22 protein-coding genes are annotated in these 21064 nt (G+C 47.5%); 9 read left to right on the plus strand and 13 right to left on the minus strand.

Annotated features, from left to right (window positions below):
- Positions 1–77: 77 nt before the first annotated feature.
- Together MKA69_RS13955 and MKA69_RS13960 are read right to left on the minus strand one after the other, a co-directional pair.
- On the minus strand, positions 78–1454 hold the full coding sequence (locus tag MKA69_RS13955) for a YjiH family protein (RefSeq protein WP_001153662.1): 1377 nt from the start codon (positions 1452–1454) through the stop codon (positions 78–80).
- 367 nt (positions 1455–1821) lie between these two features.
- The gene (locus tag MKA69_RS13960; RefSeq protein WP_000457410.1) at positions 1822–3498 is read right to left on the minus strand and encodes a SulP family inorganic anion transporter; all 1677 of its coding nucleotides are present in this window, start codon (positions 3496–3498) and stop codon (positions 1822–1824) included.
- Positions 3499–3838: 340 nt separating this feature from the next.
- On the opposite strand from MKA69_RS13960, the gene MKA69_RS13965 reads away from it, so the two are divergent.
- A complete protein-coding gene (locus MKA69_RS13965) occupies positions 3839–4138 on the plus strand; it encodes an isoamylase early set domain-containing protein (RefSeq protein WP_305848320.1) in 300 nt (99 codons plus the stop codon).
- 232 nt (positions 4139–4370) lie between these two features.
- Entirely contained in the window at positions 4371–5618 is a 1248-nt protein-coding gene (gene shyA, locus MKA69_RS13970) for a peptidoglycan DD-metalloendopeptidase ShyA (protein ID WP_055029295.1), read from the plus strand.
- A gap of 52 nt (positions 5619–5670) precedes the next feature.
- On the opposite strand, the gene MKA69_RS13975 is transcribed toward shyA, so the two are convergent.
- Together MKA69_RS13975 and MKA69_RS13980 are read right to left on the minus strand one after the other, a co-directional pair.
- The gene (locus MKA69_RS13975) at positions 5671–7512 is read right to left on the minus strand and encodes a bifunctional diguanylate cyclase/phosphodiesterase (protein ID WP_305848321.1); all 1842 of its coding nucleotides are present in this window, start codon (positions 7510–7512) and stop codon (positions 5671–5673) included.
- A 232-nt stretch (positions 7513–7744) separates the two neighbouring features.
- Positions 7745–8632, minus strand: a complete 888-nt coding sequence (locus MKA69_RS13980; RefSeq protein WP_000383978.1) for a LysR family transcriptional regulator — start codon at positions 8630–8632, stop codon at positions 7745–7747.
- A gap of 89 nt (positions 8633–8721) precedes the next feature.
- Between MKA69_RS13980 and MKA69_RS13985 the strand changes: the two genes are divergently transcribed.
- From MKA69_RS13985 to MKA69_RS13995, 3 genes are all read left to right on the plus strand, one after another.
- Complete coding sequence (locus MKA69_RS13985) at positions 8722–9933, plus strand: multidrug effflux MFS transporter (protein WP_000993848.1); 1212 nt, start codon at positions 8722–8724, stop codon at positions 9931–9933.
- Between the two features lie 129 nt (positions 9934–10062).
- Complete coding sequence (locus tag MKA69_RS13990) at positions 10063–10413, plus strand: hypothetical protein (protein WP_001187741.1); 351 nt, start codon at positions 10063–10065, stop codon at positions 10411–10413.
- Positions 10414–10517: 104 nt separating this feature from the next.
- Entirely contained in the window at positions 10518–10652 is a 135-nt protein-coding gene (locus MKA69_RS13995; protein WP_001058398.1) for a hypothetical protein, read from the plus strand.
- A gap of 116 nt (positions 10653–10768) precedes the next feature.
- On the opposite strand, the gene MKA69_RS14000 is transcribed toward MKA69_RS13995, so the two are convergent.
- The 4 genes from MKA69_RS14000 to MKA69_RS14015 form a co-directional block, all read right to left on the minus strand.
- Complete coding sequence (locus MKA69_RS14000; RefSeq protein WP_055027936.1) at positions 10769–11386, minus strand: glutaredoxin domain-containing protein; 618 nt, start codon at positions 11384–11386, stop codon at positions 10769–10771.
- Between the two features lie 46 nt (positions 11387–11432).
- A complete protein-coding gene (locus tag MKA69_RS14005; RefSeq protein WP_305848322.1) occupies positions 11433–12290 on the minus strand; it encodes a DMT family transporter in 858 nt (285 codons plus the stop codon).
- Positions 12291–12485: 195 nt separating this feature from the next.
- Positions 12486–13481 (minus strand): porin, encoded by a 996-nt coding sequence (locus MKA69_RS14010; protein ID WP_305848323.1) that lies wholly within the window; start codon positions 13479–13481, stop codon positions 12486–12488.
- Positions 13482–13737: 256 nt separating this feature from the next.
- Complete coding sequence (locus MKA69_RS14015) at positions 13738–14160, minus strand: organic hydroperoxide resistance protein (RefSeq protein WP_000104639.1); 423 nt, start codon at positions 14158–14160, stop codon at positions 13738–13740.
- Between the two features lie 110 nt (positions 14161–14270).
- Here MKA69_RS14015 and MKA69_RS14020 point away from each other — a divergent pair, with 110 nt between their 5' ends.
- Both MKA69_RS14020 and MKA69_RS14025 read left to right on the plus strand, forming a co-directional pair.
- Positions 14271–14729 carry a MarR family winged helix-turn-helix transcriptional regulator gene (locus MKA69_RS14020; RefSeq protein ID WP_055032171.1) on the plus strand — a complete coding sequence of 153 codons (459 nt, stop codon included), beginning with the start codon at positions 14271–14273 and terminating at the stop codon, positions 14727–14729.
- Between the two features lie 113 nt (positions 14730–14842).
- Positions 14843–15457: a fumarylacetoacetate hydrolase family protein gene (locus MKA69_RS14025; protein WP_055032172.1), complete on the plus strand. Its 615-nt coding sequence runs from the start codon at positions 14843–14845 to the stop codon at positions 15455–15457.
- A gap of 43 nt (positions 15458–15500) precedes the next feature.
- Here MKA69_RS14025 and MKA69_RS14030 read toward each other — a convergent pair whose 3' ends face one another.
- The 3 genes from MKA69_RS14030 to MKA69_RS14040 form a co-directional block, all read right to left on the minus strand.
- On the minus strand, positions 15501–15818 hold the full coding sequence (locus MKA69_RS14030; RefSeq protein WP_000605627.1) for an AzlD domain-containing protein: 318 nt from the start codon (positions 15816–15818) through the stop codon (positions 15501–15503).
- Positions 15815–16534 (minus strand): AzlC family ABC transporter permease, encoded by a 720-nt coding sequence (locus MKA69_RS14035; RefSeq protein ID WP_055033805.1) that lies wholly within the window; start codon positions 16532–16534, stop codon positions 15815–15817. The genes MKA69_RS14030 and MKA69_RS14035 overlap by 4 nt, the downstream gene beginning before the upstream one ends.
- Positions 16535–16663: 129 nt before the next feature.
- Positions 16664–17494, minus strand: coding sequence for an AraC family transcriptional regulator (locus MKA69_RS14040; protein ID WP_305848324.1), 831 nt, complete (start codon positions 17492–17494; stop codon positions 16664–16666).
- Between the two features lie 203 nt (positions 17495–17697).
- Here MKA69_RS14040 and MKA69_RS14045 point away from each other — a divergent pair, with 203 nt between their 5' ends.
- Entirely contained in the window at positions 17698–18327 is a 630-nt protein-coding gene (locus MKA69_RS14045; RefSeq protein ID WP_000568039.1) for a LysE family translocator, read from the plus strand.
- Positions 18328–18398: 71 nt separating this feature from the next.
- Here MKA69_RS14045 and MKA69_RS14050 read toward each other — a convergent pair whose 3' ends face one another.
- Positions 18399–18974 carry a TetR/AcrR family transcriptional regulator gene (locus tag MKA69_RS14050; protein ID WP_114793778.1) on the minus strand — a complete coding sequence of 192 codons (576 nt, stop codon included), beginning with the start codon at positions 18972–18974 and terminating at the stop codon, positions 18399–18401.
- A 149-nt stretch (positions 18975–19123) separates the two neighbouring features.
- Between MKA69_RS14050 and MKA69_RS14055 the strand changes: the two genes are divergently transcribed.
- Positions 19124–20167: an alkene reductase gene (locus tag MKA69_RS14055; protein WP_000129732.1), complete on the plus strand. Its 1044-nt coding sequence runs from the start codon at positions 19124–19126 to the stop codon at positions 20165–20167.
- Positions 20168–20241: 74 nt separating this feature from the next.
- On the opposite strand, the gene MKA69_RS14060 is transcribed toward MKA69_RS14055, so the two are convergent.
- Positions 20242–20946: a DUF445 domain-containing protein gene (locus MKA69_RS14060; protein WP_305848325.1), complete on the minus strand. Its 705-nt coding sequence runs from the start codon at positions 20944–20946 to the stop codon at positions 20242–20244.
- Positions 20947–21064 lie beyond the last annotated feature (118 nt).

A 21064-nucleotide genomic window follows, 5' to 3' on the forward strand; every position in this document is an offset into this window, starting at 1 on the left:
ATGATAAAAAGACTCAATGTTGAGACTTAAAATAAGAAAAGCGCCGCGTTAGCGGCGCTTCTTAATAAAGAGACGGGTTAGAACAGTAAATGTGCTACCGCAGTAATGACGGGTAAAGTGATAAGGGTACGCAAAATGAAGATAACAAACAGCTCGGCAATATTGACTGGGATGCGGCTACCCAGCAGCAGAGCACCCACTTCAGACATGTAGATAAGCTGAGTAACCGACATCGCCGCAATCACAAAGCGTGTCATCTCGTTATCGATGGATGCTGCTAAGATGGCTGGGATAAACATATCAGCAAAACCGACCACAATCGTTTTTGATGCCGCCACTGCTTCAGGTACGCCCAGCAGTTCTAAGAATGGAATGAAAGGCTGACCTAACAGAGAAAATACCGAAGTATACTCCGCAATTACGAGCGCAATCGTACCAAGCCCCATCACCACAGGCAGTACGCCAAACACCATATCGACAGCATTACGCACACCTTCACCAATCACCGATTTTACTGAGCTGACTTTTGCCGCTTTTGCTAACGCCAGTTCCATGCCCCAAGAAAAAGCGGTATGCCCTTCAGGGATAGCATCAGCATCTGGGTGTGGCTTAGTGCCATCGATGTAGGTATCTTTCTTCCATGACAGCGGGGGCAGGCGAGGGATCACTACCGCAGCAACGAAACCCGCTAAACAGACCGCACCATAGAAAGGCAAAAACAGGTGCTCCAGCTCCACTTGAGCAATCACCACTAAGCTAAAGGTAATTGAAACCGCAGAGAAAGTGGTACCCACGACCGCGGCTTCACGCTGAGTATAAAACTTTTCTTCGTATTGCTTACTGGTGAGCAGGATCCCCACGCTACCATCCCCAAGCCAAGATGCCATGCAGTCAATTGCGCTGCGGCCAGGCAAGTTGAAAACAGGGCGCATTACTTTGCTTAGTAGGCTGCCAAACAGTTCTAACAAACCGAAGTTAAGCAGCAATGGCAGTAGTAAGCCGGCAAAAATAAACACAGAGAAGAGCGTCGGTAGCAAACCTTGTAACACTAATCCGCCGGTGTTTTCTTCCCAGATCGCTTTCGGACCGATTTGGAAGAAGGTCATGATGACTGCAGCACCGCCAATAATACGTACGGTTAACCAAAGCCAAGAAGGATTGAGCAAACTGTTTAGGAAAGGACGGCTCGTGATCCCACTGGGTTGGAATAATTTTGTCGCTAAAGACGCGACAGACATAAACGCAATAATTACCGTGACAACGGTGACCAGAGAATCACCCAATAAAGCCTGTACTGATTTGGCTAATACGGCGACAGGAATGGTCAAGGAACCATCGTAACTGATGGGCGCCATAAACAGAAAAAGCCCGATCAAAGAAGGGATCAGGAACATCCACAGATTAGCAGAGTGGCTCTTTACTGGCGGCTCTAAGGTTTGCGCGTTATCTTGCATGGGTTTATCTCTATCATTACTGCATTGACGACTGCGTCCTTCAGACGCGCGGTTCGGTCTTTTCACCCTTCCAAGGCATAAAAATTCACTGATCATCCAGATTGATTCAGCGGGCGCAAGAATAGCTATTTTTCACACTATTCGCAATACTATTCAATTATTTTGGGTATGCATTCAAATTAATTTCCTGATGTTTCAAAGAATGACGGATTTTTGTATGTTTATTGTTAAATTTGTCATCGGTGAAATGGCGAGGATGAAGACGCTGAACCGCGAAGATATGCGATTCGAAAGCATAAAGATAAAAAAAACGCCCTCTGCATGCAGGGGGCGTTTTAAGCATTAATGATGGGTGTTAGCGATTGACTCAGCCGTGGTGAGTGTCAACGGGGGCTGTTGCGTCAATTTCCGTTAATGCCGCATGGAGCGCACTTTCAAAAACTGGGAAAACATTGTTTTTTCCCACCAAATCGACGATCCCGGCTTTAATCAACTTCTGTGAAACGCGTGGATTCGCCCCTGAAATCAGAACTTTAATACCACGCTTGTGGAAGCTTTGAATGATCTCTTCCAGTGTTTGAATGCCGGTAATATCCATAAATGGCACCCATTTTAAACGTAGGATCAGAATGTGTGGCGTTTCCTGAATGCTACTCATGACTCGTTCGAAAGTCTCAGCAGCGGCAAAGAAGAACGGACCTTCTAATGCGTAAACCGCTAATTCACGAGGCAATGCGCTTCTACCTTGTTGGGCGAGTTCATAGCTCATATCTTGTGAACCGTTCGCTTTGACTTCGACACTTGAAGCCATACGTTTCACGAAATGCAGCATCGCGATGATCACCCCGATATTGACCGCGACCACGAGATCAGCGAAGACCGTCAAACCAAAAGTGAGCAAGAGAATAGCAACATCAGCACGTGGTGCGCGTTTAGCCAGTTGTACGAAATGAGGGGCTTCACTCATATTCCACGCCACGACAAACAGAATCGCACTGAGGGTGGCCAGAGGAATATTGACGGCAAGAGGCGCTAAAACCAGCAGAATGATCACTAACGTCAGTGCGTGCATAACCCCTGCAATCGGGCTGTTACCACCGTTACGAATGTTGGTCGCTGTACGTGCAATCGCGCCTGTTGCCGCAATGCCACCGAATAACGGTGTAATAATGTTGGCGATGCCTTGGCCGACCAACTCTTGGTTAGAGTTGTGCTTCGTGCCTGCCATACCATCGGCGACTACCGCAGAAAGTAAAGATTCGATTGCGCCCAGCATAGCAATGGCAAAAGCGGGACCAATCAACTGAATCATCTGACTTAGGCTTAAATCCGGTAAAGCAAACTCTGGTAAACCTTGAGGGATACCTCCAAACGCAGAGCCAATAGTTCTTACCCCTTCAAACCCAATCACATATTGCAGTGAGGTTACGACAACCAGCGCCAACAATGGCCCCGGAATTTTGGACAGCTTCGGAATTTTAGGTCCGAAAATAACCAAGGCCAGAGATAAGAGTGCTAGCAAGGTTGTCGTGAGGTGGAATTGTGGGAATGCGTGGAAAATCGCGATCAATTTCTGGTGGAAATGTTCACCTTTGATTTCAGGTAAACCGAAGAAATCGCGCCACTGACCGACCCAAATGATCACACCAATGCCTGAGGTAAAGCCCACGATAACCGGATCGGGAATATAACGGATGATGCTGCCTAAGCGAGCTAAGCCAAGAATAACCAGAATAAAGCCCGCCATAATGGTCGCAATCTGTAATCCGGTAATACCGTGCTCAGCGACAATGCCGGCAAGAATGACAATAAACGCGCCGGTTGGGCCAGCGATTTGTACGCGTGAACCACCAAACAGGGAAACAATGATCCCCGCGATGATAGCGGTATAAATTCCTTGTTCTGGTTTTACGCCGGAAGCAATAGCAAATGCCATCGCCAACGGCAGAGCAACCACCCCAACTATCAACCCCGCTGTAATATTGTTGACCCACTGTTTGGGTTGCAACTGACCGGCTTTATAGGATTCATAGATGGCAAACATAATTGATCACCTTAACAAAAATAGGGAAATGAAAACGCCGTGGATTCTACGCTCATTTTATAGGCTGTAAAGGGATACTTCCCGCAAGATAAAAGGGGGTAATGGCGAAGTGTTGAGAAAATTAATCTTTTAATTTCATGTGATTAACTTTCGTTAACCTCAGGTTTCCTTCTGGTTAATCTCGGTTGGCTGCGTTAATCGGGATTTCATGCGGAAAACCCCGGTTACCCTCGACGTAGAGATTATGCGTTTAATTGAATGACAGTTAGGTTGAGTATAGGGAATAAATTACCTATCATGCCTTGAGTTGGTTGTTTTTTGTTCGAAGATGGAGTTTGACATGATTAACAAGAAGTTCCTTAAAACAAAAGATGAAGTGGAAGTCACTTTTGAATGCGATGCACCGCAAGCAGCATCAGAAGTGGCGATCGTGGCGGATTTTTTAGGTTGGCAGCCAGAGCCAATGAAAAAAGTCGCTAAATCGAACACCTTCAAATTTAAAACACGTTTGCCGAAAGATAGCGAATTTCAATTCCGTTATTTGCTTGATCAGCAACAATGGGTAAATGACCCCGATGCCGATCAGTACATCGCGAATGGTTTTGGGGAAGAGAACTGCTTGCTCACCACCTATCAGTGATTTCGGTAGCATTTTTGCGCGAAAGCTCAAAAAATCACAAAGAACTAAGTTGCTGCTGACACACTAAATCTTATATTTTTGAAAGGCACATACGTGCCTTTTTGCTTTAAATTGACGAAAGCGTAGGTGACAAGCCGCGCTGAAACCCTTACTCTTGGCCGAGTTCTGACTTTTTTCCACAGGTAAATTGGTGATACATAAATCTATTGTTTTGCGGTTTTCTGAGCTTTCAATGCGAAAGAAAGCGACACTGGTAGGTTTGCCGCTTTTGGCTGTGGCTGCGATCTCGTCTTCGCTCAACAGTCCAATACGGCAACAGCGTATTGAGTTATCTCTGCCTGATTCTCCGGTCGTGCAATTTTCGTCTGCTGAACATACAGACGTAGTGAAAGTGGGGTATCCGGATTATGAGTATGAAATCAAACCGGGCGATAATCTAAGTACGATTTTTAGCCAGCTTGGGTTTCCTTACACAGAACTGATGAAGATCATGGAGACGGATTTAAACTATCTGGCTCTTGATACGCTAAGACCTGGCAACGTGCTGCGTTTTTGGAAAGGCAGTGATAATACGTTATCTAAGATGGAGCTTGAGTTTAGCCTTGTCGATCGTGCGGTATACACCCGCCTTAGCGATGGCAGCTATGAGTTTGAAGAGCGAAAAATTCCCGGTACGTGGAAAGTTGAACCGCTGATCGGTGAAGTGGATGGCAGTTTTTCTCTCTCCGCAAACCGTGCGGGTCTCGGCACTGCAGACGTTGATCAAATCGTGACTCTGCTGAAAGATAAAATCAATTTTGGTCGTGACTTGCGTCGTGGTGACCGTTTTGAGGTCGTGCTGTCACGTCAGTTTGTCGGTGAAAAACTCACAGGTAACTCTGAAATTCAGGCGATCAAGATTTTTAATCGTGGTAAAGAGATCACGGCGTACTTGCACCAAGATGGTCAGTACTACGATAAGAATGGTGATAGCTTACAGCGCGCCTTCCAGCGTTATCCGGTCGATAGTAAATGGCGTATTTCGTCAAACTTCGATCCAAAACGTTTTCATCCGGTAACCAAACGGGTTGCACCACACAACGGTACCGACTTTGCGATGCCGATTGGTACCCCTGTGTACACTTCGGGTGATGGTGTGGTGGTGATGACTCGTAACCACCCGTATGCGGGTAACTATGTGGTGATTCAACATGGCAGCACCTACATGACTCGTTACCTACACTTGAGCAAAATTTTAGTCAAGAAAGGGCAAAAGGTGTCCCGTGGGCAGCGCATTGGTTTATCGGGTAATACAGGTCGTGTGACCGGTCCTCATTTGCATTATGAGTTAATCGTACGTGGTCGTGCGGTGAATGCGATGAAAGCGAATATTCCGATGGCGAGTTCGGTGCCGAAGAAAGAGATGGCACAGTTTATCGCGAAACGCAAAGAGCTCGATCAGATGCTCGCTCGTCAAGAAAGCATGCTTGCTGCGCAATAGCGTCAAGTTTTCACAACAAAGCCCCTTTCAGGGGCTTTGTTGTTTCTGCATATTAGTGATTCGGGTTGACTGGAGTTTGCGGGGTTGAAGGTAACTGTCGTTCGACCATGACACTGGGTAAATCGGGTTTGCTGAAGTAATAGCCTTGTATTTGCTCACAGCCCATTTGGTAGAGTTTATCTAAGGCTTGTTGGTTCTCTACCCCTTCAGCGACTAGATCGAGCTTGAGTTGGTTCGCGAGCTGAATGATTAGCCACACGATGCTTTCGGAAGTTTGGTTGGTGAGTAAGTTACGCACAAATGCGGCATCGATTTTGATGCAGTCAATCGGGTAGCTATGAATGTAATTCAAGCTTGAATAACCGGTACCAAAGTCATCCAAGGCAATTCTAAAGCCAAGTTCACGCAATACCGTTAACACACTGCATACTTCGGCTGCTTTGGAAAGTAGGACGGTTTCAGTCAGTTCTATGGTGAATTCTGTGGGTTGGAAGCCATAGGTTTGGATCGATTTTAATAAGTGTTCAAGATAGCGATTGGAGTTGGTCAGTTCATCGGCAGAGCAGTTGATGCTGAGGTGCACTTTTCGCTCTAGTCCATGCTCTAACTCCATTTTTGCGATGCAAGCGAGCTCCAAAATGCGTTCACCCAACTCGATGATTAGGCCAGATTGTTCTGCCGCCTCAATAAACTCAAGGGGAGTGACAAAACCAAGTGAGCTGCTTTTCCAACGCGTCAGAATTTCAAAATAGTCCCATGTCTGTTGGTTTCTTTTCACAATCGGTTGCACAACCACATACAACTCGGTTTGATGTATGGGTTTACTCAATTCGCTGCGCAGAGCATCGATAATTTGTGTGCGTCGGTAATACTGGTTGCTTAGCAACGTGTCATAAAATCGGATATGCGTGTTGTGGTTACGTTTGCACTCTTCCAACGCTAGGCTGGCATTGAACAGGAGTTGATCAGCGGTGAGCCTTTCTCCACTGTATTTGGCAATACCAATGCTGACGCTGACTTTAATTCGACGATCTTGATCAACATAGTCTTGTGAAAGCTTATTGAGGATGGTTTGGCAGATTTTCATCGGTTCATGATCGGTGGTCAGAAACGCGAACTCATCCGCGGCGATTCTAAACGCGTGGTGCTCCTCAGGTAAGGCTTGTTCTATCGCGTTGGCAACAAATTTGAGTACCGCGTCACCGAGAAAATGTCCGTATAAGTCGTTGATTGAACGGAACTCATCAATATCAAGAAACGCCAAAGTGAAATGATGTTGTCCACGTTGGATCAAAGCATCGAGTTTCTCGGCCAAATCATTGCGGTTCATTAGTCCGGTTAAGTTGTCGTGAGAAATTTCATGGCGTAGTTGATTGACCAAACTTTGGGACCTCGCCGCCATCTGTTTGCATTCCAAATCATGGGCAATCATCTGTGCCAAGATCTGGTGGATTAAAACGAGGTTGGCAAAATCGTCGAGTGGACGAGTAAACGTCGAGATCAGAACGCCGTAGTTTTCACCACTCGAAAAATAAATCGGGATCCCCAAATAGGCTTCAATACTGTTTTCTACCAGATAGGTGTCCGATGGAAAGAGCTCCGCCACTTTGTTTGTGAAAATGCAGTAAGGTTGTTGCTGTAACCCTACCTGTTCACAAGGAGTGCCTTGGAGCTCGTAATGCTGTTCTAGGCTGCTTGGTTCAATACTGGCACAGCACAAGTTGTGAGCTTTATAACGCATTTTATCCAACTCAATGACCATTGAGCTGTGGCTATTAAAGGTTTTATGTAGGAACTGGGTCACTTGCGAGAGCAACTCTGGGCCACAAAGCATGTTGAAATGATGTATGGCGTCCAGACTCAGTTTTTCTGCTACCAATGGACTGTTAGTCATACTCTGATCTCTCTAGCCGTTTCTGACAAAATGAATCTCATCACCGCGAGATACTCTTATATGCATGTAGTTACTATTGTTGAGATCGCGGTGATTTTCCAGCCGTTCGAGGCAGAGGATAGGGCGTTACTTGAGCTTGCTTTTTGAATTCAACCGTTTAGTCGAGCAAAAAAAAACAAAAAATTCTGATTGCGAATTGAAATTCCCAATATTTAATTGATAGATAAGTTAACTAAGATGATTTGGCTTGGGCTAATTTTTGTTTTAAATGATCGAGGAACAGTTGAGTTCGAGTGTGCTGATACTCCAATTTAGGGTAATACGCGAACACAGTGGTTTGATCTATGGTGACATCGGGCAAAATGCGTACCAGCGTACCCTGTTTGAGTTCCTCTTTGATCATGATATGTCCCGTGACAATGATGCCCATTCCGGCTTTTCCTGCGTAGAATAAGGCTTCTGGGTTGGTGGTGGCAAAGTTACCTGTGAGCGTAATACGCTTACCTTGCGAGGTTTTTACTTCTCGAAAAGTATTTTCCCCCCAGCACAGAACATTATGCTCAGTTAACTCTTGTAAAGTTTGCGGTGTTCCTTGCTTAGCAAGATAGTGGGGAGAGGCATAAAAGCCCGCTTGATACTCAAACAATGGGGTTGCTTTAAAGCTGAGTGAATTGAGTTGATCAATTTCGCGGCTAATGAAGAGATCAAGATGCAGCTCTGGTAACTGTCCCGGAGTGGTGGTGATGAGCTGAATGCGGATATCGGGGTAGCGTTGCAAAAACTCATCAAGATATTGCATCAAGAACTTTGAACCGACGGCCAGTGTTGCGCCAATTCGAAGTAGCCCAGCTGGGGTCTGATTGACCGAGCGTGTTTCATCCACTACTGATTGCCAGCTTTCTAACTGGGCTTTTGCCCGCTGATAGAAGAGTGCACCGGCTTCCGTTTGAGTGACGGAGCGTGTGGTACGCTTAAGCAGCTGTACACCAATGCGCTCTTCAAGCCAATGAATGCGCTTACTAACAGCTGAACTGGTGGTGTTGAGTTTGCGCGCCGCTCCATTGAAGCTGCCTTCCTCAACGACTTTGATGTAAGTTTTTGCGCTCTGTAACCAATCCATCCCATGACCTTATTCATTCTTTATTGGAACTAATTTATTTCCAATTTGCGAGATTATCAAATGAGAGTTGCCAATATAGACTCTCCGCCATGAACGCACAAACTTCCTCTCGTTTTCGCCGCACCCCAATGCTACTTGCGATGATGATCATCGCGACTGGCCAAGTGGGCGTGAGCATTTATTTACCCTCACTGCCTCTGATTAGCCGTGATTTACAGGTGGATCAAGCGAGTGCGCAGATGCTTGTCACGCTGTTTTTGCTGGGTTTTGGTGGCTCGCAGCTGTTTTATGGCGCCCTTTCTGATGCGGTAGGCCGACGTCCCACTTTCTTGCTCGGTCAAGGTATTTACCTTATTGGCACGATCGTGTGTGTGATGATGTCAGATCATTTTCAGGCGCTTGAGTTTGGTCGTTTACTGCAAGGGTTGGGGGCGGGAAGTGCTTCTGTGCTTGGGCGTAGCGTATTACGCGACAGCTATGATGGTTTCCATCTCACTAAAGCACTCTCCTATTTGTCGATTACTGCGTCGATCATGCCGATTATTGCGCCAGTGCTCGGGGGCTGGATGGCCTATCATTTGAGTTGGCAGTCCGTGTTTATGTTTGTGCTAATTTATATCGGGGCCATTTTTACGCTCGGTGTTATGATTTTGCCGGAAACGTTGCCTTACCCGAAGCGGCGTGTTCAGTGGCGTGGCATTGTGATGAATTATGCGAAACTACTGACCAATCACCAAGTCACCAGCAGTGCCAGTTATAACTGGCTGAGCTATTTAGCCAGTTTAGTGACATTGTCGATTCTTCCCTTCTTGTTGCAAAAACAGCTCGGAATGACGGCGGCGGATTATGGCTCTACCTTAATCATACCTTCAGCCGGTTTACTGGTAGGAAGCCTGTTAGTGAATATGTTGACCTCCCGGTTTTCCTCGCGCCAGTTACTTGCCTGTTCAATTAGCTTGATGGTGTTTTCTGGGCTGTGGTTATTGCTTACCGAGTTTTCTGTTTTTAATCTCATTTGGGCATTTACTTGGCTGAGTATCGCGCAGGGCATCTCTTTTCCGCTGGCAACCACGCTTTTGTTATCACCTCATAAATCACAAGCGGGGGCCGTTTCTGCGCTGTCGGGTTCCATTCAAATGGCGATTGCGGGTTTATTAGGTGGTTTTTTGATTGAGCATTGGGTGACTAACCAACATGCAATGGGTGTGTTTTATATTCTGGTCGGTATCACGATGTTGAGTGTGTTGATCGCAACGAAAAAAGCCCACGTACCAGAGAGCGCAGTACAAACGCAGGCATGAGAGCGGGTGTGAAAACTCTGTTCAATCGGCCGTAGGGCAGGGAAATGCAGGTTCCACTGCCGCTTGCCGTGAGAAGTGTATATAATCGGCGCTTATTTTTACGGGAAAGCACTCTCTACGGGGATCATCATGCAACAGAGTCAATTTGAAGCCTTAATTAAACTTTTATGTGAGCAAACCACGTTACCGGCAGCATTAACGCTACTGAAAAATAGCGAAGATGAAGCGATTGCAGAAGCGGCACAGTCACTCTCTGGCCAGTTTGCTTTAGCAGAAGTGGAAGGTGAACAACGTATTTACCATGTGACGACTGAAGTGGATGAACAGGGCGAAGAGCAAGAATATGTCGAGCACATCATGAACGAAGGTGATGATGTGGTGAAATTTGTTGCTTGGTTTTTTGATGGCTTCTTCGATATCAAACAGAAAGATATCTACCAAGCGGCTGGAAAAACGTACAAACAACCCAAACGTAGTTAATGTGTAATTTAATTACGCAAAAATTGTGATCTATATCTTGTTTTGTTGGTTTTTGCTGTTATATTGAGCGAAAATTGTCATTCAGCAACATAGAGGCGTGCGTTATGAATAATGAACTCGGTTCGGTTTACCTTGGGCAACTGATTGCTAAACAAGCGATGCATCAAGCTCAGGTTGGCAAAAGCAAAACGAAAAAGCGCTCTTTTCTACAAAGAATTCGTCAAAAGCTCAGCCAATAAGTCTGATCTCATCTAAGAAAACATCGGCCCACTCAATGAGTGGGCCGATGTTTTTATGCTTTAGAATCTCGACACGCAACGCAACCCGCTCGCCATCAGGTGGTGCGTTGGCGGAGTTATTGTGCAACGCGTGTGGTTTCAATCTCCACCACATTATCCGGTACGCGTTGTGGGTTCTCTTTCAGCCATTTTTCCAATGAGTCACAGCCCCCAATATACTGTCCATTCAACCAGATTTGTGGAACCGTGACGGGAGTTTTTTCACCGATGATCGCTTTCACTTCAGGGATCATGCGATACAGTGCGGCGCTCTCTTTGACCACATCGTGATAGCGATAGTCAATACCGGCATTATCCAGCAACTGCTTGGCTTTCACACAGTAAGGGCAGGTGGCTTTCCCAAAGACAATATTGCCTTGCAGCGTGTCCTGCTTTGTCCACTCTTTGATGATCGATTGTACTAGTACTCCTCGGTTGAGGGCTTCACCTTGGCTGATGACTTTACCAGCAACGACGACGATAGGGGCGTGCCATGCACCGAGCTTTAAGGGTTCCCACCAATATGAAAGCCAATCTTTGATTTCCAGTTCAATGGGGACGCCGGCCAGTTCGTTGGCAAAGGTATCGGCTAAAATATCTTTCGTCAGCGTGCATTCGCCACAGGGAATGTTCACTTTAAATGGGCCAAAACTGCCAGCCCAGCGATAGAGTGTGACTTTAATTGGCGTGGTCATCAGGTATTCCTCATACAAATCTTTTCATTAAAAGATAGGAAAGGTTCTAGACAATTTTTCTTTCGCGCCGTGATTTTTTTGTTTCCCATTGAGTAATAAATGCCACAGAAAGCACAATGATCGCCGCTCCAAGCCATAAGCGTCCTGGAGGAACCCAACCAAAGACTAGCCATCCGGCCAAGACGTTGAAAGGGAGTTTTGCGTGATCAAACGGTTGTACAAAAGATGCATCAGCAACCGCGTAGGCTTTGGCAATCGCCCATTGAGCTAGTGCTGTCATGACCCCTGCGCCAATCAGTAATCCCCACAGCATTTGGCCGCTTGGCATCTGCCAGTCGGGGAGCGCAAGGAGCAGATTGAAGGGGGTGATCAGCAGCAGCAGGTAAACCACCATGGTCGAAGGCGAATCATGAGCGGAAAGCTTTTTCACCATCAGCGAGTAACATGCCCAGAAGAAGGCTGCTCCCACCGGCAGTAGAGAGGCGAGATTAAAATTGTCCGCCCAAGGCCCCAAGATGATCATCGCACCGATGAATCCTGTGACAGTCGCGAGCCAACGTGCCATGCCGACTTTCTCACGTAGCCATAAGCCAGAGCCGATGGTGGCAAACAGGGGCGAAGTCATTAGCAATGCAATACCTTGCCAGATGGGAACTGGGTAAGCCAGCGCCCACAACCAGAGTTGAATACCGATTACTGCTAAAAACACGCGCAACAAATGTGCACCAAAGCGCTGAGTACGCAGTGACTGACGAATGCCAAGGGTTTTGAGATAAGGCAGGATAACCACAATCGCAATCGCGTACTGCACTAAGGCTACGGTGGTAGAAGGTAGACCAAATTCGATACTGGCGTATTGGGCAATACTGTTCACGACAGCGAAAGATAAGCCGGCTGTCAGCATCCAAAGTGCACCTTGGAGTGGGTGGTGTTTTATACTCATGAATCAAAGAGGTAGTCAAAAAGTTGGCTGAATCATACGTGGTAATGTTGAGAAAACCAATCGCTACGGTTGCTGATGATGTTCGAAACTTTCAAACAAAAAAGGCCAAGCAAACGCTTGGCCAAATAAGGACAAATTCAGGAGTGATGGGTGAGATTAGAAATCGTAGCGTAAGCCAAGACGGATAGTGTCTTCGACTTTGTAGCCGGCGTCTTTGTCATCCAAACCATTCGCTTTGTAAGCGATGTAAGAACGGAAGTTTTTCGTGAAATCGTAACGGCCAGTGAGCTCGAAGAAATCCGATTTGTCTTTGGTGACATTTTTGGTTTCTTCTTCTTGGGTTTGGTAAGCCGCAATCAGACGGAACTGCTTGGTAATTTTGTACTGTGCAGAGGCTTCGATACCCGTAAACTGAGTATCGGCTTTGTCATCTTTGTCGCCAGTGGTGTAAGTGGCACCAAAGTAGAGATCACCCATGGTGTAACCTAAACCGGCAATAATTTGATCTGCTGAACCGTTATCCGTACCAAGGTCGTTAGCGGCATAGCCTAAGCCGAGATCCAAACCAAAAGAAGCTGAATAAATACCGGAAATACCAAAGCCGTCGGCATTTTTCTCATCATCCGCAATGTAGCTTGCTTTTAGCTTGAAGCTTTCGAAGTCATAACCGTAAGCAATGGTGTTGTTGATTTGTTCGTTACCTGCGCTGATGAACGCTTTTTGATCGCCGGTGAACGTGCCGATGTCTGACATATCAGAAATCTGTACACCCGCGGTGTTTTGACGGCCAAAAGAAAGGCTACCAAAATCGCCTTTCATACCAACGTACATATAGCGCTGTTTGAACGTGGTTTCTTGTTCTGTTGAAGCACCTGCAGACGATTTCACGCCTTGTTCTGCTTCCCAGAAACCGAAACCTTTCATGCCTGCGCCAATATCCGTTTCACCGGCCACATTCAGACGCACACGGCTCTTGTTGAGCATGGTGCCTTCAATCTCTTTGCCTTTGTCGTCACCATTGAAGTCACCACGGAATTCCAGACGCCCGCCAACTTTGAGTGAGGTGCCTTCTGCATCATAAACGGTTGCGGCTAAAGTAGAACCTGATACCAGTGCGGAAACGATGGCGAGAGCAACTGCTGCCTTTTTCATTTTACTTACCCTATTTTAATGGATGGGCTTAACTGCCCGACGTTTGATGCCGCTAAGGTACTGATTAAAAATGAATAATGCGTTTCTATTTGGTGACGTTTTGATTGAGTTTTTATGGCTTAGGGATGATAAAGACAAGGCAAAAGCATGACAGAGCCCTAGACGCACAGCGAAGCCCGAAACTCCTGATGATCCTCCAAGTTTGATCTGGGGGTGAGTAAGGGGCTTCACCGTGGTGAGTGATGGGGAATCGAAATTACAGGGCTAAGCCATTGACGCTGACTTGCACATCAATATTGCCTCGCACGGCATTGGAATAGGGGCAAACTTGGTGGGCGATAGTGACTAATTGCTTAGCTTGGTCCTCTTCTAATGCGATGTGTGCCGCTAGGGATACACTCAGTGCAAAGCCGCCTTGACCATTTGGACCAATACCGACAGTGGCAGTCACAGGCGCTTCTTTTAACGCGACTTTGGCTTCACGAGCGACGTGCAAAATGGCATTAGAAAAGCAGGCCGCATAACCGGCTGCAAACAGTTGCTCTGGGTTGGTTGCTGTGCCGCTCCCACCCATCTCTTTTGGGTAGCTGAGATTGAGCTCAAGCAGTTTATCTTCGGTACTGACTAAGCCATTGCGCCCTGCAGAAGCGGTCGCGGAAGTTTGATAAATCGTACTCATGTTTTATGCCTTAATTTAAGTTGTGTGCAATTTAATTGCTTGCAATCTTATATCGAGTCTTTTGTTGTTTGCAAGTATATTGTGTGCAATTTATTTTTTGAGGCTAAACCATGACGACGTCCCCAAGCTGTCAACTTCCTGCTGGTGACCCACTATTGTTGGAAAATCAGATCTGTTTTCCCCTTTACAGTGCAGCGAATGCCGTGATCCGCGCTTATCGTCCACTGCTTGAACGGTTGGACATCACCTATTCGCAATATTTGGTGCTGTTGGTGCTGTGGCAACAAAACGGGATGAATGTGAAAGATCTCGGTGCTAAGTTGCGTTTGGACTCCGGCACGCTGACTCCGCTACTGAAACGGTTGGAAGCGAAAGGGATTGTGGAGCGGCGACGTGGCAGCAGTGATGAGCGAGTGCGCGAGCTGTTTTTGACTCAAGCCGGATTTGATTTACAGCAGCAAGCCCGTTTAGTACCAAATGAAATGCTGTGCAAATTTGATCTCAGCTTAGAGGAGCTGATTACGCTAAAAGCGTTGTGTGAGAAGATTCTGCACACTTTGAATGAGTAATTGGTGAGAGATGGGCTGCCGTGCGCATTTTCCACAATTGTGTGATTCATTTCTGCGTAGTTTCTCAGCGGTTAGTTTAGAATCGCGGCTTTGTGTCTGGTCAAGGAAGAGAGATGAGTCATATCCAATTTGCCAACCGAAACCTATCCGTCGGTAAAGTGCTGTGTATCGGGCGTAACTATGTTGAACATATTCAGGAACTGCAAAATACTATTCCTGAACAAATGGTGCTGTTTCATAAACCCTCGTCTGCAGTCACCAGTCATCTACGTGCTTTTCATCAAGAGCCTTTGCATTATGAAGCAGAGATCTGTTTCTTGATCGAAAAAGGGCAGTATGTGGGCGTGGGGATCGGGTTAGATTTGACCAAACGCCAAATGCAGAGTTATCTCAAATCCAAAGGCTTACCTTGGGAGCGTGCTAAAGCGTTTGATGGTGCAGCAGTCTTGAGCCGATTTGTGGCACTTGACGGGCTGGATGCCGCCGATCTTAATTTGGAACTGCTGATCAACTGCGTACGTGTGCAAAAAGGACATGTGAATCAGATGCTGCACTCGCCAGAGGCTGTGCTACAAGAGCTAAAAAGCTACCTGACTCTGGAAGATGGTGATGTGGTGATGACAGGCACCCCGCAAGGCGTAGGGGAAGTGCATGTCGGCGACCGCTTTGTCGGCCGCCTTAAATGTGGTGAACATACCTTGATTGAAGTGGAATGGTTGGCTGAGTAGCCAGCCATTCTTTTTTGTGTCGCGATCATCGGTAGGTCAAACGTTACGCAAAAACGACTAATTTCAGCAGCAGGAAAGATCCCATACTCACGACTGTGGTGAGTAAAACGTTTTTGCTCACCCAAGCCAATAATCCAGCAAGCAGTGCGGCGAGAAGATAGGGGTTATTCCATTCTAGCCACAAGTTTTTTTCAGGCATAAACACAATCGGAGCCCAAATCGCGGTCAACACAGCAGGCCCTGAGTAGCTGAGCAAGCGTTGCAAGGCTGGGCTGAGGCGTAGTGGCAGCTTAGGCTCAAGAAACAGATAACGGCTGAGAAACACCAGTGCCGTCATGGCGAATATCGAAAGCATGATCATGAGCGAGCTCCTAATAAACGTTCAGCACCATAGCCGGCGAACATGGCGCCAATACTGGCGAACATTAAGCTACCTTCAATGCCCGCTACCGTGAGCGTCACAGATAACACCAATGCGGTGAGTACCGAAATCAGCACTGGCCAGCTTTTGATATTCGGGATCACAATCGCGATAAAAGTGGCTGCGACCGCGAATTCTAACCCCCACTGATTGAGATCGGGCAGATAGCGTCCCGCGACAATCCCAACCAAACTGGCCAAATTCCAAATCAGGTAAAAACTTAGCCCTGCACCTAATGCATACCAGCGATTAAACTGCTTGTCGGTTTGTGAACCGCAGATCGCGAACAATTCATCGGTGAGTAGAAAGCCCAAAGTAAGTCGCCAACGCAAGGGCAGTGGGCTAACTTTGCTGCGCATCGATACGCTGTACAGAAAATGGCGCGAAGTGATGAAGAAGGTCGCGAGCAGCAAGGTGATAAGACCGGCTCCAGTTTTAAACATACCAATGGCGACCAGTTGCGCTGCACCTGCATATAACACGGCGGAAAGGGCTTGGCTTTCGACTACCGAAAGACCGGCCTCAATGGCGAACGAACCGGCCAGTAAACCCCAAGGCAAAACTGCAATGCTTAACGGCAGCATGGCGACTGTACCTTGCCAAAAAAGTTGTGCGGGGGTGGGAGAATCATCAATCGTTAACACTTGGCTATTCATACTCTTTCCAACTCATAGAAGAAAACCATATACCTTTCCTAGCGGAAACTCCATGTTGTTTGGGTTCCGTTCGGGGTTATCAAAGCATAGGGATAAGCGGGTCATCTTGGATAATCTTGCGCGGCTTGCTTAAGGTTTGGCGTATTGTTTTGGCGTGATGCCGAGTGCTTTTTTAAAGTGACGATGCAGATGGCTTTGATCGTGAAAGCCACACTCTTGCGCAGTTTCCGAGATACTCACGCCTTGCTTTAACAGGGTTTTCGCGAGGCGCAAGCGGGCTTGGATTTGATAAGCGTGGGGTGGCAAACCAAACTGTTTTTGAAACGTCCGCACCAGATGAAAAGGACTTAATCCCGCCAGTTGTGCCAGCTCTTCGAGTGAAACATCGGCCTGCGGAAAATCATCCAGAAACTCTTTAACTAGCAATAATGGGCGTAGTGCAGATAGCGGTTGATCGGCCTGTGGTGCTGTGCGGCCGTGGCGTGTCATCAGTTTGACTAAGCTGGCGTAAATCAGGGTTTCACGTAGCAAGCGGTTAGTCGATTTCTCAAGGGTTTCAAACACTAAGCGCAGTTGGCTCGCGAGCTCGGGATCATACACCACCGCTTGTGGAAAATAAGGCGCGCCGGTATTGGCACCGATCTCTTTGGCGACCGTGGCAAATTGCTCGGGCAGCGGGTACATGGCTTTATACGCCCAACCACCTTCGACGGCGGAGTGTCCGGTATGCACTTCATCGGCGTTGACCAAAATAATGCTGTCTTGCGGCGCAATATGGTTGCCGCCGGTGCGGTAGAAAGATTGTGCACCGCGCTCAATCACACCCACGGTATACCCTTCATGGCTGTGGCGAGAAAAATTCTGTGTTTCGTATTGCGCATCAAGCAGCTCAAGGCCGCCAAATTCTTCGGCAATCTGAAATTTTGCTTGTTCTTTAATTTTGCCTGCTGAGTCGCTCATCACGCTTCCTTGTGCTTTTCCCTAATGAGTCTACTGCAAAGTGCAGGAAAGTTTTTGTACAAAATTGCGCTTCTGTACTAATCGAAATCCACACTATTTTATCTCTGGCTAGAAATGAGTTTATTTGGATTATCTTTCATATGGAAATGGCGGTATGTCTCCTATAAAATCCGCCGCTTTCCAGCTTTAACAAGATTTTCAACATGATTGATGTTTCGGTATTACCGGTTTATCTCACCGCGGTATTGGCGCTGTTGCTGATCCCTGGGCCAGATATGCTGCTGATTGCGAGCTCTAGTATGAGCTACGGACGCCGAGTCGGTTTGTTTGCCAGCTTGGGCAATGCCACATCAGGGATGATTTTAACCTTACTCGCGGCGCTCGGGGTTTCTGCACTGATTGCGATGAACCCGTTGGCGCTCAATGTGCTGCATTTGTTGGGGGGAGCATACCTGCTCAAAATGGCGTGGGATTGCCTGCGTGCCGATGCAGCGCAAGCGCCCACCTTGGATGAGGCACAAGCGGTAGCAAAAACCTTTTACCAACGCGCTTTAGTGAGCAATTTGCTGAACCCAAAAGCCTTGGTGTTCTTTGTGCTGTTTTTGCCGCAGTTTGTTTCAACCAATATCGCGGCCAGCTCCGCCGAACAGATGTTCGCACTGGGTATGGTGCTGAATGTGTGCGGCTTGCTGTTTAATCTGCTGTTGGTGGCTTTGATTGGCGTGTTTGGTCGCTCGCTGGTCGACAATCAGCGTTTTCGCACTTACCAGCACAAAGTGATGGGCGCGGTGTTTTTGCTGCTGGCGCTCTGGATGCTCAGCGATTTTGTGTGATATCGCCAAAAAAGTGAAAAGCCACAGACCGCATCTGTGGCTTTTTTGTAGGAATTACCAACACTGGCGGATCAGCGAATCGCGTCCAACAGTTTATCGGCGAGCTTTTTGAGTAAGCCCTTTTCCGGCCGAGTGTGGGCAAACGAGCGCAAACCATAAATGCCCATCACCAAATATTCGGTGAGTAGCACGCAGTCACTGTCTGGGTTTATCTCGCCGCGCTGCTGTGCTTCTTGTAATTGCGCAAGCATGCCTTGCTTCCAAGTACCGACGGTTGCGCGGATCAGCGTTTCGACTTCTTCATCCTGACAAGAGAGTTCATTGAGTGCTTTTTGCAGCAAGCAATCTTTGATCTCATCGCGTTCACACTCATCCACCACCATCGCCATGTACTGCTTTAATCCCGCTAAGATGGTGGGATGTGCGGCGAAAATCGCATTAAATTCCGAGACGCGTTGTTTGGTGTATTGCTCAAGGGCGGCAATCAGCAAACCGCGCTTATTTTCAAACGCGCAGTAAATCGAGCCGGGGTGTAAACCGGTCACGCGTTTTAAATCTTGCATACTGGTTTTGTTGAATCCTTTGGACATAAATTCATCCATCGCGGATCGCAACACCTGCTCTCGGTCAAATTCAGCTACTCGCACAACACAATCTCTTCATCGAACATGGCGCGATTCTAGCGCTAAACCGAGTCGATGACAAAGTATCTTGAACGTTCATTCAAAAAAGTTCTTGAACGATTGTTCAAGAATGATCTAGCATAAGCGCAACAGACAACCACAGGACAACTCAAATGACCGATATTCTTTTTCAGCCATACGCGCTCAATGATGTGATTACTTTAAACAACCGAATTGCGATGGCGCCACTGACGCGCTGCATGGCTGATGATGATTTGGTGCCGACCGATGCCATGGTGGCGTATTACGCACGCCGTGCCGATGCTGGGCTGATCATTTCCGAAGCCACCATTATTCGCCCCGATGCTCAAGGCTACCCGAACACTCCGGGGCTGTTTACGCAGGCGCAAATTGCCGGTTGGAAAAAAGTAACGGACGCCGTGCATGCCAACGGCGGTAAGATTTTCGCTCAGTTATGGCATACCGGACGCGTAGCTCACCCTGCCTTTTTTGCGGGTGAATACGTTCTAGCGCCTTCAGCTCTCGGTGTCGAAGGCAGTGTGCCACGCCGCCGTGAATTGCAGTACACAGTACCGAAAGCGGCGAGCCAAGCGGAGATCAAGCAACTGGTGGCCGATTACGCACAAGCGGCGGAAAATGCACGCTTGGCGGGTTTTGATGGAGTCGAGATTCATGGCGCGAACGGCTATCTCATTGACCAGTTCCTGCATTTTGATTCGAACCAACGCAGCGATGAGTACGGTGAAACGCCGGCCAATATGGCGCGTTTTGCTTTGGAAGTGGTGGATGCGGTGATCGCACGTATTGGCGCAGAGCGCACCGCGCTGCGTGTGTCTCCGGGGGCGTATTTCAACATCAAAGCGGACCCGCGTGATCGTGAAGTGTTTGATTATTTACTGCCTGAGTTGGAAAAACGCAATTTGGCCTATCTGCATGAAGGGATGTTTGATGACAGTGTGACCTTTGATTTCTTAGGTGGTCGAGTGTCGACTTACTTGCGTCAGCACTACTCAAAAACGCTGATGGGTGTCGGTGGTTTTAGCGCAGAAACGGGTGCGACTGCGATTGAAAATAATGAGTTTGATCTGCTCGCGATTGGTCGTCCATTTATCGCTAACCCAGATTACATCGCCCGTGTTCAAAAGGGTGAAGAGCTAAAAGCGTACCAAGATTCGATGTTAACGGAGCTTTACTAACTCGGTGTTTTTCCTGTATTGATAAAATCAGCCCCATTATTGGGGCTGATTTTTTAGGTTTACAGTGCGGATGTTTAAACCAAAGCCGCGGAAACAAGGCCAATCACGCCACCAAACACACCGCCCCAAATCACCAGCCAGCCTAGATGCTCTTTGATCATCTTCTGCACGATCTCTTTGACCAGTTGCGGAGTCAGCTCATTTAAGCGCTGATCGATGATGCCTTCGATATTGGCTTTGATTTCATCCAGCATCGCGGGGGATTCGAGTTGCCCTTTTAGGGCTTCACGTACCGACTCGCTTTGGCTCATATCGACAAGCGCCGTTTGCATCTTCTCCACAAAGGGCTGTTTCAGTGGCTCAAGCGCGGTCGCGCCGCCAAACATCGCCAGCATGCCACCGAAGGAGGATTGGCTTATCACTTCGACAAGCGAATCAAAGGTCGGGTTGAAATCGACTTTGGCGATCACCGGTTGCAAATCAAGGTTCAACGCGCCATTCATCTCTTTATTGAGGAAGCGGTCGATATTGGCATCGGTAAAAAACTGCTCCATCATCAGATTTTTGATGGCGGCTTTGAAATCTTCAAAACGTGCGGGAATCACGCCGGAGCCATACAGTCCCGGCACTTTTTCAAACAGCATATGGATGGCGAGCCAGTTGGTGATCGCGCCAGAAAAGGCAAACAGCCCCGCATAAAAGGCATAGTGGTTAGGCAGGAAATAGCCGACACCCATCAGGGCCAGCGCCACTACATTGGTAATAAGGCTTTTATTCATAGTGTTCTCTAAGTTACTCAAAGTCTTACCTTGGCATAGCGGCCAAGTGCTTTTCGGTTAATGCATGGAAAAAGTAGCGAAATTCTAAGTCAAAAGCCCAGAAAGAGGAAAGCCCGCG

Origin of the sequence: Vibrio sp. AH4 (genome assembly GCF_030710545.1) — a bacterium.
Classification (GTDB): domain Bacteria; phylum Pseudomonadota; class Gammaproteobacteria; order Enterobacterales; family Vibrionaceae; genus Vibrio; species Vibrio metoecus.

Coding starts and splice junctions, on each gene's coding strand:
- MKA69_RS13955 (WP_001153662.1), bottom strand. CDS start 1,454: ATGCAAGATAACGCGCAAACCTTAGAGCCGCCAGTAAAGAGCCACTCT.
- MKA69_RS13960 (WP_000457410.1), bottom strand. CDS start 3,498: ATGTTTGCCATCTATGAATCCTATAAAGCCGGTCAGTTGCAACCCAAA.
- MKA69_RS13965 (WP_305848320.1), top strand. CDS start 3,839: ATGATTAACAAGAAGTTCCTTAAAACAAAAGATGAAGTGGAAGTCACT.
- shyA (WP_055029295.1), top strand. CDS start 4,371: ATGCGAAAGAAAGCGACACTGGTAGGTTTGCCGCTTTTGGCTGTGGCT.
- MKA69_RS13975 (WP_305848321.1), bottom strand. CDS start 7,512: ATGACTAACAGTCCATTGGTAGCAGAAAAACTGAGTCTGGACGCCATA.
- MKA69_RS13980 (WP_000383978.1), bottom strand. CDS start 8,632: ATGGATTGGTTACAGAGCGCAAAAACTTACATCAAAGTCGTTGAGGAA.
- MKA69_RS13985 (WP_000993848.1), top strand. CDS start 8,722: ATGAACGCACAAACTTCCTCTCGTTTTCGCCGCACCCCAATGCTACTT.
- MKA69_RS13990 (WP_001187741.1), top strand. CDS start 10,063: ATGCAACAGAGTCAATTTGAAGCCTTAATTAAACTTTTATGTGAGCAA.
- MKA69_RS13995 (WP_001058398.1), top strand. CDS start 10,518: ATGAATAATGAACTCGGTTCGGTTTACCTTGGGCAACTGATTGCTAAA.
- MKA69_RS14000 (WP_055027936.1), bottom strand. CDS start 11,386: ATGACCACGCCAATTAAAGTCACACTCTATCGCTGGGCTGGCAGTTTT.
- MKA69_RS14005 (WP_305848322.1), bottom strand. CDS start 12,290: ATGCTGACAGCCGGCTTATCTTTCGCTGTCGTGAACAGTATTGCCCAA.
- MKA69_RS14010 (WP_305848323.1), bottom strand. CDS start 13,481: ATGAAAAAGGCAGCAGTTGCTCTCGCCATCGTTTCCGCACTGGTATCA.
- MKA69_RS14015 (WP_000104639.1), bottom strand. CDS start 14,160: ATGAGTACGATTTATCAAACTTCCGCGACCGCTTCTGCAGGGCGCAAT.
- MKA69_RS14020 (WP_055032171.1), top strand. CDS start 14,271: ATGACGACGTCCCCAAGCTGTCAACTTCCTGCTGGTGACCCACTATTG.
- MKA69_RS14025 (WP_055032172.1), top strand. CDS start 14,843: ATGAGTCATATCCAATTTGCCAACCGAAACCTATCCGTCGGTAAAGTG.
- MKA69_RS14030 (WP_000605627.1), bottom strand. CDS start 15,818: ATGATCATGCTTTCGATATTCGCCATGACGGCACTGGTGTTTCTCAGC.
- MKA69_RS14035 (WP_055033805.1), bottom strand. CDS start 16,534: ATGAATAGCCAAGTGTTAACGATTGATGATTCTCCCACCCCCGCACAA.
- MKA69_RS14040 (WP_305848324.1), bottom strand. CDS start 17,494: ATGAGCGACTCAGCAGGCAAAATTAAAGAACAAGCAAAATTTCAGATT.
- MKA69_RS14045 (WP_000568039.1), top strand. CDS start 17,698: ATGATTGATGTTTCGGTATTACCGGTTTATCTCACCGCGGTATTGGCG.
- MKA69_RS14055 (WP_000129732.1), top strand. CDS start 19,124: ATGACCGATATTCTTTTTCAGCCATACGCGCTCAATGATGTGATTACT.
- MKA69_RS14060 (WP_305848325.1), bottom strand. CDS start 20,946: ATGAATAAAAGCCTTATTACCAATGTAGTGGCGCTGGCCCTGATGGGT.